Annotated in this window: 16 protein-coding genes; 8 read left to right on the forward strand and 8 right to left on the reverse strand. The window is 72.5% G+C overall.

Annotated features, from left to right (window positions below):
- Nucleotides 1-235 precede the first annotated feature (235 nt).
- The 3 genes from ACICHK_RS37340 to ACICHK_RS37350 are packed head-to-tail and all read left to right on the forward strand — an operon-like array spanning nucleotide 236 to nucleotide 3,758.
- Complete coding sequence (locus tag ACICHK_RS37340) at nucleotides 236-898, forward strand: TetR/AcrR family transcriptional regulator (RefSeq protein ID WP_406840413.1); 663 nt, start codon at nucleotides 236-238, stop codon at nucleotides 896-898.
- Nucleotides 895-2,256 (forward strand): MFS transporter, encoded by a 1,362-nt coding sequence (locus ACICHK_RS37345; RefSeq protein WP_406840414.1) that lies wholly within the window; start codon nucleotides 895-897, stop codon nucleotides 2,254-2,256. Before ACICHK_RS37340 ends, ACICHK_RS37345 begins: the two co-directional genes overlap by 4 nt.
- A complete protein-coding gene (locus ACICHK_RS37350; protein WP_406840415.1) occupies nucleotides 2,256-3,758 on the forward strand; it encodes a pyridoxal phosphate-dependent decarboxylase family protein in 1,503 nt (500 codons plus the stop codon). The genes ACICHK_RS37345 and ACICHK_RS37350 overlap by 1 nt, the downstream gene beginning before the upstream one ends.
- Nucleotides 3,759-3,807: 49 nt before the next feature.
- Here ACICHK_RS37350 and ACICHK_RS37355 read toward each other — a convergent pair whose 3' ends face one another.
- Nucleotides 3,808-3,981: a hypothetical protein gene (locus tag ACICHK_RS37355; RefSeq protein WP_192582560.1), complete on the reverse strand. Its 174-nt coding sequence runs from the start codon at nucleotides 3,979-3,981 to the stop codon at nucleotides 3,808-3,810.
- Nucleotides 3,982-4,033: 52 nt separating this feature from the next.
- Entirely contained in the window at nucleotides 4,034-4,390 is a 357-nt protein-coding gene (locus ACICHK_RS37360) for a PRC-barrel domain-containing protein (RefSeq protein WP_151471753.1), read from the reverse strand.
- A 451-nt stretch (nucleotides 4,391-4,841) separates the two neighbouring features.
- Here ACICHK_RS37360 and ACICHK_RS37365 point away from each other — a divergent pair, with 451 nt between their 5' ends.
- The 5 genes from ACICHK_RS37365 (at nucleotide 4,842) to ACICHK_RS37385 (ending at nucleotide 9,671) form a co-directional block, all read left to right on the forward strand.
- On the forward strand, nucleotides 4,842-5,147 hold the full coding sequence (locus ACICHK_RS37365; protein WP_225860703.1) for a FeoA family protein: 306 nt from the start codon (nucleotides 4,842-4,844) through the stop codon (nucleotides 5,145-5,147).
- Complete coding sequence (locus ACICHK_RS37370) at nucleotides 5,144-7,093, forward strand: ferrous iron transporter B (protein ID WP_406840416.1); 1,950 nt, start codon at nucleotides 5,144-5,146, stop codon at nucleotides 7,091-7,093. The genes ACICHK_RS37365 and ACICHK_RS37370 overlap by 4 nt, the downstream gene beginning before the upstream one ends.
- A 9-nt stretch (nucleotides 7,094-7,102) precedes the next feature.
- Complete coding sequence (locus ACICHK_RS37375; RefSeq protein ID WP_406840417.1) at nucleotides 7,103-7,708, forward strand: NifU family protein; 606 nt, start codon at nucleotides 7,103-7,105, stop codon at nucleotides 7,706-7,708.
- A gap of 74 nt (nucleotides 7,709-7,782) precedes the next feature.
- Nucleotides 7,783-8,652: a hypothetical protein gene (locus tag ACICHK_RS37380; protein ID WP_406840418.1), complete on the forward strand. Its 870-nt coding sequence runs from the start codon at nucleotides 7,783-7,785 to the stop codon at nucleotides 8,650-8,652.
- Nucleotides 8,653-8,798: 146 nt separating this feature from the next.
- Entirely contained in the window at nucleotides 8,799-9,671 is an 873-nt protein-coding gene (locus ACICHK_RS37385) for a hypothetical protein (protein WP_406840419.1), read from the forward strand.
- A 105-nt stretch (nucleotides 9,672-9,776) separates the two neighbouring features.
- Here the strand turns inward: ACICHK_RS37385 and ACICHK_RS37390 are convergent, their stop codons facing one another.
- The 6 genes from ACICHK_RS37390 to narH all read right to left on the reverse strand — a co-directional run bounded on the left by ACICHK_RS37390 (nucleotide 9,777) and on the right by narH (nucleotide 14,762).
- The gene (locus ACICHK_RS37390; RefSeq protein WP_406841429.1) at nucleotides 9,777-10,091 is read right to left on the reverse strand and encodes a GNAT family N-acetyltransferase; all 315 of its coding nucleotides are present in this window, start codon (nucleotides 10,089-10,091) and stop codon (nucleotides 9,777-9,779) included.
- 18 nt (nucleotides 10,092-10,109) lie between these two features.
- On the reverse strand, nucleotides 10,110-10,490 hold the full coding sequence (locus ACICHK_RS37395) for a hypothetical protein (protein ID WP_406840420.1): 381 nt from the start codon (nucleotides 10,488-10,490) through the stop codon (nucleotides 10,110-10,112).
- A gap of 513 nt (nucleotides 10,491-11,003) precedes the next feature.
- Nucleotides 11,004-11,639, reverse strand: coding sequence for a vitamin K epoxide reductase family protein (locus tag ACICHK_RS37400; protein ID WP_406840421.1), 636 nt, complete (start codon nucleotides 11,637-11,639; stop codon nucleotides 11,004-11,006).
- Nucleotides 11,636-12,421: a respiratory nitrate reductase subunit gamma gene (gene narI, locus ACICHK_RS37405; RefSeq protein ID WP_406840422.1), complete on the reverse strand. Its 786-nt coding sequence runs from the start codon at nucleotides 12,419-12,421 to the stop codon at nucleotides 11,636-11,638. Before narI ends, ACICHK_RS37400 begins: the two co-directional genes overlap by 4 nt.
- Nucleotides 12,418-13,209, reverse strand: coding sequence for a nitrate reductase molybdenum cofactor assembly chaperone (gene narJ, locus ACICHK_RS37410; protein WP_406840423.1), 792 nt, complete (start codon nucleotides 13,207-13,209; stop codon nucleotides 12,418-12,420). Before narJ ends, narI begins: the two co-directional genes overlap by 4 nt.
- Entirely contained in the window at nucleotides 13,206-14,762 is a 1,557-nt protein-coding gene (gene narH, locus ACICHK_RS37415) for a nitrate reductase subunit beta (RefSeq protein ID WP_406840424.1), read from the reverse strand. The genes narJ and narH overlap by 4 nt, the downstream gene beginning before the upstream one ends.

Raw genomic sequence — 14,762 nt, forward strand, 5'->3', positions numbered from 1 at the left:
TCCGGCGCGTCGGCGGGCACGGGCACGGACGGAGATCGGGCAGCCCGGTCGCCCGCCGGAGCCGGTCCGGGAGCACCCGTGAGGATATCCGGCGGGGGTGGCCGGAGTCCGGCCGAAGGCGGCAGAGGTGTCCGGCGGGTGTGTCCGGCCGCGTCGTGAGCGGTCCGGTGGGGGCCGCGAAATTCTCTCCATCAATCGATTGATCGATGCCCCCCGGCGGCATATCCTCCCCGCCATGTCCGACTCGCCACCCGCCTCACCGGCCCCCGCCCCGCCGCCCGCCGACGCCAGTCGCGAGCGCATCATCGCGGCCGCCACCTCCCTCTTCGCCGAGCACGGCTACGACGGCACGAGCACCCGCCGGATCGCCGCCGACGCGGGGCTGAACATGGCCACCGTCGCCTACCACGTCGGCGGGAAGCCGGACCTCTACCGGGAGGTCATGCTCCGCGCCCACCTCGCCGAGCAGCGCGTGCTCACGGACGCGCTGGCCGCGTTCCGGGAGGTTGCGCCCACCGACCCGGTCGCGGCCGTCACCGCGCTGGTCGACCGGTACCTCGACTTCTGCCTCGACCAGCCGCACATCCCGGCCCTGTGGATGCGCCGCTGGCTCTCGGACGCCGCCGAGTTCGCGGATCTGGAGGCCGCCTACGCGCGACCGCTCATCGAGTCGGTCACCGACACCGTGCGCGAGGCCGTCCCGGACGGGCCGGAGGCCGGGTCCGCCGCGCGCGCCGACGTCGAGATGACCGTCTGGACGGTGCTGTGGAGCACCCACGGCTTCTGCCGCTCGGGCATCCGCGCCGAGGTCCCGCGCTTCCGCGCCCACCTGCGCGCCCTCGTCCTGCGTGATCTGGGGCTCGACGCCCCGCGGCCGCGCGAGGGAGAACACGGATGACGACCGCCCTGGTCCCCCCGGCCGCCGTCGGCGGACTCACCCGGCGCCGTCTGTTCGTCTACGGACTCGGCTCGGTCGGCACCGGCCTCTTCTCCACCGTCCCCGGCCTGCTGCTGCTCTACTTCATGACCGACACGCTGGGCGTCCCCGCCGGGATCGCCGGACTCGTGGTCGCCCTGCCCAAGGCCTGGGACGCCGTGTTCAACCCCGTGGTCGGGGCCGCGAGCGACCGCGAGGCCGTCCGCACCGGCCGCAGGACGCGGCTGCTCGTCGCCGGCGGGCTCGCGCTGCCCGTCGCGTTCGCGGCGATGTTCCTCTCCCCGATGACCGGCACGGGTGCGGCGGTGTGGGTGACGGTGACCTTCGTCCTGGCGGCGAGCGCCTTCGCGCTGTTCCAGGTGCCCTACGTCGCCCTGCCCGCCGAGATGTCGCCCGTGCCCTCCGTCCGCACCCGGATCATGGTCTGGCGGATCGTCTTCCTGACCCTCGGCATCCTCGTCGCGGGCGGCGCGGCACCCCTCGTGGTCGACGCCGCGGGCGGAGGCCGCAAGGGATACGGGGCGATGGGGCTGACCGTGGGACTCGTCATCGCGGCGGTCCTGCTGGTCCCCGCGCTCGGTACCCGCTGGGTGCGCTCACGGCCCGGACCCGAACCCCTCGGACTGGTCGCGGCCTTCCGCACCGCACGCGGCAACCGCGCCTTCTTCGCGCTGCTGCTCTCCTTCGTGCTCCAGGCCGCCGCCGTCGCGATCATGCTCGCCGCCGCGCCCTACGTCGCCACCTACCGCCTCGGCGGCTACGGCCTGACCTCGATGCTCTTCGTCTGCCTGGTCGCCCCCAGCGCCGTCGCCGTCCCGCTCTGGGCCAAGGCCGCCGGACGCTGGGGACGGCTGCGCTGCCTCACGGTCGCGACCGGCGGCTACGCCCTCGGCGCGGTGGCGCTGTTCCCGGCCGCGGGCGGTGACGGCACCGTGGCGGTCGCCCTGACACTTGTGCTCTGCGGGCTGCTCGGCGTCTGCTACGCGGCCCTGCAGGTCCTGCCGCTCGCCCTGCTGCCCGACACGGTGCACGCCGACACGGCCAGGACCGGACAGGTCCAGTCGGGCGCGTTCACCGGACTGTGGACGGCCGGCGAGACCGTCGGTCTCGCGGCCGGACCCGGCGCGTACTCGATCGCCCTGGCCGCCACCGGCTTCGTCTCCTCGACCCTGGACCACCCGGTCGCCCAGACCGCCACCGCGCGCACCGGCATCCTCCTGGGCTTCAGCCTCGTCCCCGCCCTGCTCATGCTCCTCTCCCTCCCCGCCCTGCGTGCCTACGGCCGCCGCCGCGCCGCGCGAGAAACGGAAACCGCCTGATGACGACCCACCGGCAGACCGCGACCGACACCCCGGCCGCCCACCCCGGCCTGCCCGGGACCGGCCGCTCCGGCGCCGACCTCCTCGCCGAACTCGCCGTCCTCACCGCCGCCGACCTGCCGACCCGGGGCGGGAACACCACCGCCTACGTCTACGACAGCGGCCGTCCCGAGGTGCGCGAGGCCGCCGAACGCGCCTATCTGACGATGATGGAGGTCAACGGTCTGGACCCGACCGCGTTCCCCAGCATCGTCGCGCTCGAACGCCAGGTCGTCGGCGCGACCGCCGCCCGGCTCGGCGGTGACGACACCACCCCGGGCATCTTCACCAGCGGCGGCACCGAGTCGATCATCCTCGCGGTGAAGGCCGCCCGGGACGCACGCCCCGACGTCCTCGCCCCGGAGATCGTCGTCCCCGTCACCGCCCACGCCGCCTTCCACAAGGCCGGCAGCTATCTCCGGGTCGCCGTGCGCACCGCCCCCGTCGACCCCACCACCTTCCGGGCCGACCCGGCCGCCATGGCCGAACTCTGCAACGAGAACACGGTCCTCGTCGTCGCCTCCGCCCCGTCCTACGCCCACGGCGTCATCGACCCCGTCGCGGAGATAGCCGCCGACGCCGCCGCCCGCGGCATCCCCTGCCACGTCGACGCGTGCGTCGGGGGCTGGCTGCTGCCCTGGCTCGCCGAGGCCGGCGCCACCGTCCCGGCCTTCGACCTCTCCGTCCCCGGCGTCACTTCCCTCTCCTGCGACCTGCACAAGTTCGGCTACGCCCCCAAGGGCGCCTCCGTCCTGCTGTTCCGTGACGAGGCCCTGCGCCTCGACGCCTACTACGCCTGCGCGTCCTGGCCCGGCTACACCGTCGTCAACTCCACGATCCAGAGCAGTAAGGGAGCCGGACCGCTCGCCGGGGCGTGGGCCACGCTGCAGGCCCTCGGCGCCGACGGCTACCGCGAACTGGGCCGCGCCGCCCTGTCCGCGACCCGCCGGCTGATCAGCGGCGTCGAGGAGATCGACGGCCTCACCGTCCTCGGGGCCCCCGAGGCCACCCTGGTCGCCATCGGCACCGACCCGGCGGCCGGGGCCCCGCTCGACCTCTTCGCCCTCGCCGACGAGACCCGAGCCCGGGGCTTCTTCCTCCAGCCGCAGCTCAGCCTCGACGGCCTGCCGGCCAACCTGCACCTGACCCTCACCGGGGTGAGCGAGCGGGGCGTCGAGGAACTGCTCACCGTCCTGCGCGAGTGCGCCGACGCCGTCCGTCCGCTCGGGCCCCCGACGCCGCCCGCGGACATCGTCGACCTGCTCACGCAGGTGGACCTGACCGAACTCGACAACGCGTCCTTCGCGGCGCTGCTCCCTGCCGCGGGGGTCGACCTGAGCGGGGAGAACGCGGCCCGGATGGCCCCGGTCAACCGTCTTCTGGACGCCCTCCCGGCAAAGACCCGCGAGGTGATCGTCACCCGTTTCCTGTCCGCGCTCTACAGCCCGTACCTGGGCGGGTGACCGCCGCGCCGCGGCGACCGGTCCGCGCCGGCCGGGGCGGACGCCGCGCTCACCGCGCGACGCGCTGCTTCCGGCCGCCGCGGCGCAGGCGCGTGCCGGCGTAGACGAGGTCCAGGAGAAGGACGACGACACCGATGATCAGCAGGTAGAACAGTCCGTGGGCGGCGACGCCGATGAGGCCCAGCACCACCGCCACGAGGATCAGGAACAGGAACAGGCTCATCGGCTCTCCCGGCGGCTCTCGGCCCGGTCCTCCGGGCGGCTCTCGGCTCGGATCAGCGACGGGCGAGACGGCGCTCGCCCTTGAGGCCCGGCATGTACTCGAGTTCGTAGTGCGCGAAGACCTCCGGCTCGTCCGTGGCGGGCAGCACGCCGTCCGTGTCGATGGAGGGGGCCCTCTTCACCAGGTTCCTGTCGTGCGCGACCCTCAGGTAGCCCGGCCCGACGGTCGCGCGGTCCAGGGGGACGAACACCAGGCGGCGGCGCGTGGGCAGGCCCACGGTCACGGTGGCGAAGGAAGGATCGTCGGTGGCCGTGTCGACGTAGACGGACTCCAGAGTGCCGATCTTGTGGCCGTCGGGGTCCACCACGTCGTGACCACGCCATTCGCGGATGTCACCTGCCTCGAACATCATGTACCTCCACAGGTGCGGTACCCCCGATCGTCGGCCTGATGCACGGGCCGCCCCGGTCGCCCCGCCGGGAAATCGGTGGTCCATGTGCTGATCGTGCCGCTTCCGGGACCGGTCCGGCCCGCCCGCGGGGCCGGTCGGGCCCCGGACGGTGTGCGGCAGCCGCGCGGGCAGGCGGATCCAACTTTCCGGCAGGGCCTCGCTCTTCCCGTCGCCCAGGGCGCGGCCGAGGGTGCCGCCCTCGGGCACGGTCGGCCCGGCGGCCAGGCCGGTATCACGGTGGCGTGCGGTGGGCCGTGTGGTCCCGTCCGGCAGGGCCGAGGGGCCCATGAGGTGGGGCCGCAAGCTCCCCGCGCCTCCGGTGCGACTGAGGTTAGCCTCGCCTTACTGATGGCCCCGATGTCCTTTCCGCGGGGCGGTTCCTGCCCGGCTCGACGTGCTGGAGATGCGGATGAGTGCCATGAACGAGGTGCGCGAGGCGGCGGCCGGGCGGAGAACCGCCGTCGTCGATGCCGTGGCGCGTTCGCTGGCGGACCTGGTGCCGGGCGTCCGCGCCACGGTGACGAAGGTGGTCGCCGACGAGGCGCCGGCCGTGGCGTGCCGGTTGCGCGATCTCGGCTTCACGCCCGGGGCCGTGGTGGAGGTGGTGCGCCGGGCGCCGTTGCGTGACCCCGTCGTCTACCGGGTCAAGGACTACGAGGTGTGCCTGCGCCGGGCACAGGCGGCGTGCGTGCACGTCGTGGAGGTGGAGCGGTGAGCGCCGACTGCCACGGTGGTGGCGGCGCGGACCCGGTCCTCGCCGGGGTGCCGCGGATCGCTCTGGTCGGCGCCCCCAACTCGGGCAAGACCAGCGTCTTCAACGGCCTGACGGGCCTGCGTGCCAAGACCGGCAACTACCCCGGGGTGACCGTGTCCCGGTTCGTCGGGATCTCCCGGACGGGCCGTGACCGGCACATGGTGGAGGACCTGCCGGGCACCTACAGCCTCGACCCGATCAGCCCGGACGAACAGATCACCGTCGATGTACTGGACGGCCGGCTGGAGGACGCCGGGCGGCCGGACGCGCTGCTGGTCGTGGCGGACGCCACCACGCTGCGGCGGTCATCGGGTTTCCTGGCGCACGTGCTGGCCCTCGGTCTGCCGACCTGCGTGGTGGTGACCTTCACCGACGAACTGGCGCGACGCCAGGGCAGCCTGGACGTCGGGGCGTTCGCCCAGGCGCTCGGCGTGCCCGTCCTGCCCGTGGTCGGCCACCGCGGACACGGCATCGCGCGGTTGCGCGAGCAGCTCACCACCTGGCGCACCTGGTCCGTCCCGGTCGTGGCCCCGCCCACCGAGCCGGGCGAGCGGGACGCCTGGGCGGAGTCGGTCCTGGCCTTCGCCGGTTACCGGCCCCCCGAGCGCCACCGGGCCACCCGGCGCGTCGACGCGGTGCTGCTGCATCCGGTGTGGGGCACGGTGGTGTTCTTCGCGACGATGGGGCTGTTCTTCCAGACCGTCTTCACCCTCGCCGCCCCGCTGCAGGGCGGGGTGGAGTCGTTCTTCGCGTGGTTGTCGGGCCAGGTGCACGCCCACGTCGGCGCTCCGTGGCTGTCCGGGCTGCTGGGCGACGCCCTCATCGGCGGAGTCGGCGGCGTGCTCGTCTTCGTCCCGCAGATCGTCCTGCTGTTCCTGCTCCTGGCCCTGCTGGAGGGCGTGGGCTACATGGCGCGGGCGGCGTTCCTGACGGACCGGGTGATGGCCCGCGCCGGGCTGGAGGGCCGTGCCTTCGTGGCGCTGCTGTCGTCGTTCGCCTGCGCGGTCCCCGGCATCCTGGCCACCCGTACCCTGCCGTCGGCCAAGGACCGCCTGGCCACGATGATGGCCGCCCCGCTGATGACATGTTCCGCGCGGCTGCCGGTCTACGTACTGCTCATCGGCCTGTTCGTCGACCCGTCCGCCAGGGTCGGCCCGTTCGGCGCGCAGGGTGTGGTCATGTTCGGCCTCTACCTGCTCGGCGCCGTCTCCGCGATGCTGGCCGCCTGGGCGTTCAAGAAGCTCGGCGACCGCCACGGCCGGCCGGTGCCGTTCTTCATGGAGATGCCGCCCTACCGGCTGCCCGCCCCGCGCGCGGTGCTGGTGGCGATGTGGTCCTCTGCGCGCGCCTTCCTGCGCAAGTGCTCGACCGTCATCGTCGCCACGAGCGTCGTGCTGTGGCTGCTGCTGAACCTGCCGCTGCACACGGACGCGCGACTGCGCGCGGCCGGCGTCGACACCACGGACTCCGTCGCCGTGTCCGCCTACACCACCGATCACAGTTACGCCGCCGGGCTGGGCCGCGTGGTCGCCCCCGTCTTCGAGCCGCTGGGCTTCGACTGGCGCATCGACGTCGGTGTGCTGTCGGCGCAGGCGGCCCGGGAGACCTTCGTCGCCACCCTCGGACAGGTGGCCGCCGCCGAGCGCCCCGAAGAGCCGGCGCGGGCGCTGCGGAGCATGACCTACACCGACGGACCGCACGCCGGGGAGCGGGTGTTCACGGCGCCGACCGTCGCCGCGCTGCTGGTCTACTTCGTGTACGCGCTCCAGTGCACGGCCACGATGGCGGTACTGCGCCGGGAGACCGGCACCTGGAGATGGCCCGCGATCGCCTTCACCTATCTGACGGTACTGGCCTGGCTCATGGCCTACCTTGCCCGGACCGTCACCGTCGTGCTGGGCGGGTGAGCCGTCGCGATGATCCCCCTGCACCCGCAGCGAGTTCCCGGCCGGCCCGACCGGCTGCGCTGGATCGTCCCCGCGGGGACCCTCGCCGGCATCCCCGTGGGCCCGCTCGCCGGGGTACCCGGACCGCTGGCCGCGCTGTTGGCCGATGCCACCCTCGAACGGATCGCGGTGGAGCCCACGGCCGTGGTCACCGTGCTCGGCGCCGGTCGTGACTGGAGGGACGAGGGCGCGCGGGTCCGCTCGGCGCTGCACGCCGCCCTCGACGATCCCACCGGATGGATCGTGGAGGCCGGCGCCCGCGCGGATGACGACGACGCGTCGCTGTACGACACGGTACGAGGGGCCCTCGCCGGGGAGGTGGGCGCTCTCGCCCGTTCCCACGGAGGTGTCATCGACCTCGTCGACGTGCGGGACGGCATCGTCACGGTCCGCCTCGGCGGCGCCTGCCACGGCTGCCCCGCCGCCTGGTTCACGCTGCACCAGCGTCTGGAGCGTCAGCTGCGCCGGCTCCATCCTGGCCTGCGGGAAGTCCGCGACGCCGGTTCGCCGACGGGCCTGTTCGGTCGGCCGGCGAAGCCTGTCAGGGCCTCGGACGGAACCCCGAACGTGATGTGAGCGCGGCCCCGGTCGGAGTGCGGCAGGAACCCGGGGCTTGTGGGCCGCACATCGCGTCATCGATCGTCGTGCCCATGGAGATTCTGATGACCTGTCTGGTCTCACTGGTCACCGTGAACATCGTGCTGGGTCTGGCGACCCGGCAGTGGCGGCGGTCGGTGGAGGCTCGGACGGTCCGGCAGGTACGGGCCTGGCCGGGGCTCGACGCGTACCACGCGGACCTGCTGAGCACCTCCGAACCGTTGTGCTCGACCGACCACCAACCCGGCAGACTGGCGCTGAACTCCTCTCGCGCAGCCGTGGTGGCCGTCCGCCTGATGAGCGAGGACGGGCTGCTCGACAGAGACGGCATGAAGCTGGCGGGGACTGCGGCTGAGCCGGCCCATCCGGTCACCGCGGCCGCGTTCCGCTTCCTCAGCCGGTACCGGACCGTCCGCGACCGCCCACGGGTCGGCGACATCGGCCGCGACCCCGACTTCCAGGCGGCCGTTCGCGCTCACCTGAACGACCTCTTCGCCCACGCTCCCGCCACCCGCCGCCACTTGGGCACCACGATCAACGACCTGGCCCTCTGGTGCTACGGCCTCGGCGCGGCGGCCCCCGCCGTGCACGCCTTCTTCATGGCGCTCCGTACCGACCCCGGCGACCCCTACATCCGCCAGGGCTCCTTCGTGCTGGCTTCGCTCGTCTTCGTGGCGGCTCTGATCGTGCTCACAGCCCAGGCCGGCAACACGTGGCACCCCCTCGAGGGCTTGGAAACCCCCACCGCCCTCAAAGAACTGGCCCCGCCCCGCGAAGACCCCGTAGACCTCGCCGAAGGCTCCGGGGAGATCCCGGGGGACGGCGTCGGAGAAACCCCTGCTGCCGATGCCGGGGAGACACCGACCGACGACGGCGGGGAAATGTCGGCCGACCACGGCGGTGAGACGCCGGCCGGCGAATAGGCCCCGGTCTCCTGCCCCTGGCCCAGGGTGCAAGGCAGCGGCGGCCACGGGAACCCGCCTTCGCTGCCCGGCCGTCGCCAGGGGCCCGGCCCGAGACGAAACGTACGATGGGACGTCGGGCCGAACGGAGAGCTGCGAGGACTCGAGTGGCTGACGAAATGAGCAAAGAGCTGATCATCAGCCCCCGCAGCGAGCGCGTGCGAGAGGAGTTGGCGGAAGCCGCTGCCTGGAGCGCGTACGCGGCGGAGCTTCGCAAGGTGCTCGAAGCCGCGATCGAGAGGAGCGGCGCAGACTTCCTGGAGGTGGGCGGGCTGCTGGTGAGCGAGCCCCTTCCCGAAGAGCACCGCGGCCTGCGCAATGGTGCGGAGGTCCGGTCGCCACAAGCGACAGGTCTTGCCGAGGCGATGGCAGCCGGGCGCGGGCCGTACTGTCAGCTTGCCGCACCCGGGAGGCTTCAGATCGAGTCGGGATGGGACGGAGCGGTACACCTCTGGACCACGCCGGCGGTGGCCGCCGATCTGGCGGAACTCCATGGGGAGAGCGTGACGTTCATGTGGCGAGACGCGGCTCCTGAGCCCATAGAGGTCTCGGACCCCGTCGAGGCCGTCGCGGACGCGGATTTCTGGGCGAGGGTGGCCAAGGCGTCCGAGCGCCTGACCCTGGTCTGCGAGCGCTGGGCGTACGGCGCTCACGGGTGCAGATGGTTCCGCGTGACACCGGGGAACACAGCCGAAGTGGCCCGACTGCTGCGGCCACGCTCGCTGGTCTGCGTCGCCACCGAGCCGGAGCTGAGCCCCGGAGCGGAGCTGCTGCAGGACGGCTTCACCGCTTTCGTGGCCCCGCTGCCGTACGGCGAACTGGCCCACCGGAACTACCCCGGTGGAGCCGGCACACTCTCCGAGGTCACGGATGACGGTTTCTCCCTCATGCTGGCCGATGCGGCGCTGGGCGACCGGTGCGCCGTCGTACCGGACACGGACGGGGTGGCCAGGGGGCAGTGGGAGACTCCGGGTGAGTAGTCAGGGTGGCCTCCCTTCCTGTTCTTGGTTGTCGCCGGCATCCCGGGAACGGTCACTGAGGCCGCTGTGCTCCGCTGCTGTACCGCAGGGTCCCGACCGGGCCGATCACGCCTGCCCGGTGTCTTGGATCTTCTTGCTGAAGTGGAAGGACTTGATGTCCATCCGCTCCCGCAAGTAGAAGCGATGGGCCTCCACCCGCTGTGTACCCGAGTCCAGGTCCAGCCTCCGGCACCCCGCCTCCCGCGCCCGCTCCTCCACGTACGAAAGGAGAGCGCGGCCCACCCCGCCCGATCGAGCGGTCTCCGCGGTGACCAGGTCATCCACGTACAGCTTGCGCACCGCGACGGTGTTCACGACGACGCGCCGTCCGGCCACACCCACGCACGTTCCGTCGTCGCTGAACGCGGCGGTGAAGCGCAGCCCTTGCGCCGGGGGCGCTCACGTCTTCCGCGGCTTGCGGGGCTTGCCCCAGCTGCCGTGCGGGCGGTTCCGGCTCTGGGCCAGCATCGCGGCGTCGAACTGGGCCTTGCTGGTCACTGTTCGCGATTCGGGCGTGAGCGTGGTTGCGGTCGACCGCCACGGCGCAGCCGAGGCCCAGCCGATCAGGGGCATGGTCTCGTCGTAGTGCGGAGCGAACTGCGCAACGGCGATCGTGGGCACCCGATGGTTCAGGCCGCGGACATGTTCAAGGAACGCGTCGGGCAACGAGACGTGGTGCGTTTCCAGGTAGTGCGGGAAGTCCTGGCGCCACAGCCAGGTACCGTCGGTCAGCAGGGAAGAGCATCCCGGAGCCCGACCGGCACTCGCAGATGCGGCCACCGTCGATCATCGGTGTGTGAAGACAGACGATCACGCGGTGGCCGCGGGTGACAGCGTAGACGCCGCCCGTCGGCAGGAAGAGTTCGAAGGCCTGATGGGCCGCACCGCGAGCAGGTTCGCCCGGGTCGAACCCCGTCGCCGGACACGACGTCGATCGAACGTTTTCCAGGTTCGCGGACCGATGGCACGCGCGAGATCCACCGGCTCTCCGAGCGAGTGCTCGCAGTGGGTTTCCGCTCGGACAGCGGGTACATCCGCGAGTCCTTCCGAGTGTCGGTCGCCGAACTCGCCGAGATCCATGAGCCTTCCGCTCCCCAGGAAGGCGAGGAGTCGGGCGACCGGAGGAGACGCCGGTGGCCTCGGTCGCGCACCTGCTGACTTCGGCTCTCAAGGGGACGCCGGATCGGTCGAGGGTCGGACCGGTGCCTAGGCGTCGGCGGTGCTCCCGCCGTCGACCGGGCGCAGGACCGACGAGGGGGAACCGCGCACGGCCGCCGGGACCCCGGCAGCGGATTACAGCAGGCTGCTCCAGTACGGCCAGAAGCGCGTCAGGACGAGCAGCGCGATCACTCCGTACCAGGCGCCGAGCAGCATCCAGTGCGTGTCCCGGAGGACGGTCAGTACCGGGCGTGGCGCGGGCAGGACTCCCCGTTCCAGACAGTGCAGGGTGACGTACCAGAACAGGGCGATGGTGGAGATCCACACGCCGGCGCAGTACGGGCAGATCTTGTCGAGTTCGTAGAGCGACTGGAAGATCAGCCAGTGCACGAACACCACCCCGGACAGCGTCCCTGCCTCCAGCGTGAGCCAGAGGGTCCGGTGCAGCCGGGCGCCGGTGAGGACGGCGAGGCCGAGGACGGCCACGGCCGCGAACGCGCCCAGCCCGAGCAGCATGTTGGGGAAGCCGAACACACTGCCCTGCGAGCTGGACATCACGCTGCCGCAGCTCACGATCGGACTGATGTTGCACGGCGGCTGGTACGCGGGGTCGCGCAGCGACCGCCAGTCGTCCACGGTCAGCTGGAAGGAGGCGAGCCAGCCGGCGATGCCGGTGAGGAGCATCACCGCTCCGGTCCGCCGGACGGACCCCTGCGACCGGGCGGTCGCGGGGGTCGTGGTGTTCGACGAGAGGGCGGGGCCGTGGCTCACCGGGTCCGCCCGAAGGGCGAGGCCTGCCGGGTCCGGCCCGTCGTGGCCCTCGGCGCCGGCGCCGGAGTGGCCCGTCGGCGGTAGACGAGGTACGGCCGGGCGAGGTACCCGATCGGCGCGCTCCACACGTGTACGAGCCGGGTGAACGGCCAGGCGGCGAAGAGGAGACAGGCGGTCAGGGCGTGCAGCTGGAACAGCAGCGGTGCCCCGGCGATCGCCTCGGGCCGCGGCTGGAGGGCGAACAGGCCGCGGAACCACACGGAGATGGTGGAGCGGTAGTCGTAACCGGGACCGAAGACGTTGTGGGCCGCCGTGGCCGACAGGCCCAGCAGCACGGTCGCGGACAGCAGCGGGAACAGCACCTTGTCGCTGCGGTCGGTGCCCAGCCGGATGGGCCGGGACAGCAGCCGCCGGGCGCACAGCATGCCCAGGCCCGTGACCATGGCGACGCCCGCCACCGAGCCCGCCCAGACGGCGGTGGTGTGGTAGGCGTGCTCGGAGATGCCCGCGGCCTCGGTCCACGAGTCGGGGACGGCGAGTCCGACGACGTGCCCGCCGATCACCATGAACGCCCCGAGGTGGAACAGCGGGCTGGCCCAGCGCAGCCAGCGGTGCTCGATGAGCTGGCTGGTGCGCGAGGTCCAGCCGAACTGGTCCTGGCGGTAGCGCCAGACGTGTCCGACCAGGAACACGGCGAGACAGATGTAGGGCACGGCGACCCACAGGAGCAGATCGGTTCCGCTCACGGGCGCGGCGGCCAGGAGGGTGGGCACGGCGTTCATCGGGGGCCTTCCGTACGGCTGGTCGGGGCGGGCGGCACACGGGTCGGCTCGGCGGGCGCGGGCGGCACGAAGGCACCCGGAGGGGCGAACTCCCCTTCCCCGTAGGTCCCGTAGGGGTCGAGGCCGACCTCTTCGTTCGGCGGGCCCTCGGCGACGAGCTGGTCCACCGCCGCACGGTCCGCCTCGGTGGGCGGCGGCAGCAGGGTGAGCAGCGCGGCCAGTACGTGCCGGTAGGGGGAGTCGGAGTCGGTGAGGGCGCGGTGGATCAGCTCCAGGCCGCGCCGGTGCTGGCGCAGTGGCGCCTCCCCGCCGCCCGGACCCGCCAGGGCGGCGAACTCCAGCACCACCGGCAGGTGGTCGGGCAGTTCTCCCCCGTCGGTCTCCCAGCCCGCGGCCCGGTAGCGCTGGTTCAGGGTGAGCAGGGCCATGCCCCGGCGCCGGGTGTCACCGTGCAGGTAGTAGGTGAGGTAGAGGCTGCTCTTGCGGCGCAGGTCGAACATCTCGACGTAGTGCCGCTCCAGCGACTCCGGGTCCTGGCCGACGAACCAGGCGACGAAGCCGGCCAGGTGCTCCGCGGCGGGCGACGGCGGCAGCGCCTCGACGGTGGCCGTCAGCACCGGCCGGGCGGCGGCGAGTTCGGCGTCCGGGTACTGCAGCAGCAGCGAGCACATCCGCAGCAGCAGGACGCGTGCCTCGGTCTCCTCGGGGGTGAGCCGGGCCGGGCGGCGCACGGCCGCGCGGATCCGGGTGCGCACCAGCTCGGGAATCGTCGTCGGCAGCGGACTCACGCTCGGCCTCCGTCGGTGTGGCGGCGCAGGGTGGGGATGCCGAGCATGACCCGTCCGGCCTTGTCGGTGCGGTCGTCGCCGGAGGACTCCACGGGACAGCGGTTCTCCATGGCGCTGAGGGCGGCCGCGTCCTCCTTGTGGGCGGCGGGCACCACGTAGCGGTCGTCGTACTTGGCGACGGCCAGCAGGCGGTGCATGTCCTCCGCCTCCCTGACGGTGAGGCCGACGGCCTTCAGCGCGGCCTCGTCGCCTTCCTCGCCGAGGGTGCGCTCGCGCATGTACGAGCGCAGCGCGGTGAGTTTCATCAGGACTCCGGCGACGACGTCGGTGTCGCCGGCGCTGAAGAGCTCCGCCAGGTACTCCAGCGGGATGCGCAGCCGGGTGACGGCGGCGAAGACGTGGTCGGGGTCGTCCTGGTTGCCGCCCGCCGCGTCGACGGCGTCCAGCACCGGGGAGAGCGGGGGCACGTACCAGACCATCGGCAGGGTGCGGTACTCCGGGTGCAGCGGCAGCGCCACCTTGTAGCGCGAGATCAGGGCGTACACCGGGGAGCGGCGGGCGGCGTCCAGCCAGTCCTCGGGGATGCCCGAGGCGCGGGCGGCCGCGCGGACCTCCGGGTCCTCCGGGTCGAGGAAGACGTTGCGCTGGGCGTCCAGCAGGTCCTTCTCGTCCGGGGTGGCGGCGGCCTCGCCGACCTTGTCGGCGTCGTACAGCACCAGGCCGAGGTAGCGCAGGCGCCCGACGCAGGTCTCGGAGCAGACGGTGGGCTGTCCGGCCTCGATGCGCGGGAAGCAGAAGGTGCACTTCTCGGCCTTGCCGGTGGCGTGGTTGATGTACACCTTCTTGTACGGGCACGCCGTCACGCACATCCGCCAGCCGCGGCAGCGGTCCTGGTCGACCAGGACGATGCCGTCCTCGACCCGCTTGTACATCGCGCCGGACGGACAGGCCGAGACACAGGCCGGGTTGAGGCAGTGCTCGCACAGGCGGGGGAGGTGGAAGAGGAAGGTCTGCTCGAACTCGAACTTGACCTTCTCGGCCCAGGCGCCGCTCAGGTTGGGGTCGCCGCTGGCGTGCTCGGGGGCTCCGCCGAGGCCGTCCTCCCAGTTGGCGCCCCAGGTGATCGAGGTGGGTCTGCCGGTGAGGACCGAACGGGGCTGCGCCACCGGGAAGTCGGGGCCGGCGGGGGCGCTGACCAGGTTGTCGTAGTCGTAGGTGACCGGCTCGTAGTAGTCCTCGATGGACGGCAGGTCGGGGTTGGAGAAGAGGGACAGCAGCCGCCTGACACGGCCGCCGGAGCGCAGGACGAGCCGTCCGCGCTTGTCCAGCATCCACCCGCCCTTCCACTGCTCCTGGTCCTCGTAGCGGCGCGGGTAGCCGACACCGGGCTTGGTCTCGACGTTGTTGAACCAGGCGTACTCGACACCGGTGCGGTTGGTCCACGTCTGCTTGCAGGTGACCGAGCAGGTGTGGCAGCCGATGCACTTGTCGAGGTTCATGACCATGGCGATCTGTGCCATGACGCGTCCGATGGTGGCTTCGCCACGGGGCAT

Origin of the sequence: Streptomyces sp. AHU1, assembly GCF_045343905.1 — a bacterium.
In the GTDB taxonomy this organism is placed as follows: Bacteria; Actinomycetota; Actinomycetes; order Streptomycetales; family Streptomycetaceae; genus Streptomyces; species Streptomyces triticiradicis.